This window comes from Kineococcus indalonis, from assembly GCF_009906395.1.
Classification (GTDB): Bacteria; Actinomycetota; Actinomycetes; order Actinomycetales; family Kineococcaceae; genus Kineococcus; species Kineococcus indalonis.
Genome location: NZ_JAAALM010000873.1, coordinates 1 through 977 on the forward strand (window position 1 = coordinate 1; position 977 = coordinate 977).

Here is a 977-nt window from a genome sequence, read left to right on the forward strand (position 1 = left end):
GGGAGGGGGTGGCGGGGCGCGCGTCGAGCCCGGAGCCGGCGCGCGATGCTGATCGTGATGCTGCTGGTCATCGCGTTCTTCAGCTACCGCAGCCTGCGGTTCTCCTCCCCGGAGAACCTGCAGAGCATCCTCGTGGCCGCCGCGCCGTTCGCCCTCATCGCGCTGGGGCAGACGCTGGTCATCCTCACCGGCGGCATCGACCTGTCCGTCGGCAGCGTCATCGCCGTCGCCGGCATGACCGGGGCCGTGGTCGCCAAGGCCAACCCCGGGCAGGTGTGGCTGACGGTGCTCGCCGCGATGGCCGTCGGCCTGCTCGCCGGCGCGGTCAACGGCGTCCTCGTCTCCCGCGTCGACGTCCCGCCGTTCATCGCGACGCTGGGGATGCTCACGGCCGGCTCCGGCGTCGCCTACGTCATCGGCGGCGGTGCGCCCGTCAACGGGCTGCCGGCGGAGTTCGGCCGCATCGCCAACACCGAGGTCCTCGGCCTGCAGGTGCCCGTCATCGTGATGATCCTCGGGATCGTCGCCCTCGGGGTCGCCATGCGCCGCACCTCCTACGGCATGCGCGTGTACGCCGTCGGCGGCAACCGCGTCGCCGCCGAGATCGCCGGCGTCAACGCCCGGCGCACCCTGTTCAGCGTCTACGCCGTCAGCGGCCTGCTCGCGGGCCTGTCCGGCGTGATGCTCGCCTCGCGCGTCATCTCCGGCCCGCCGAACCTCGGCCAGGGCTACGAGCTGGACGCCATCGCCGCCGTCGTCATCGGCGGCGCCAGCCTCATGGGCGGGCGCGGCACCGTCTGGGGCACCGCCCTGGGCCTGCTGCTCATCCAGACCCTCAACAACGGCCTGGACCTGCTGCTCGTGCCGACCTACTGGCAGGACGTCATCAAGGGCGTCCTCATCGTCGCGGCCGTCGCCGTCGACGTGTGGTCCGTCAAGCGCCGCGCCTGACCCGCTCCCCGAACCCCCGCCCCGCC

At 73.1% G+C, this 977-nt stretch carries 1 protein-coding gene; it reads left to right on the forward strand.

Annotated features, from left to right (window positions below; genetic code table 11):
- Window positions 1-951, forward strand: a 951-nt coding sequence (locus tag GTR00_RS21655) for an ABC transporter permease (protein WP_205706387.1), incomplete at its 5' end; no start/stop codon positions are given.
- Between the last annotated feature and the right edge of the window lie 26 nt (window positions 952-977).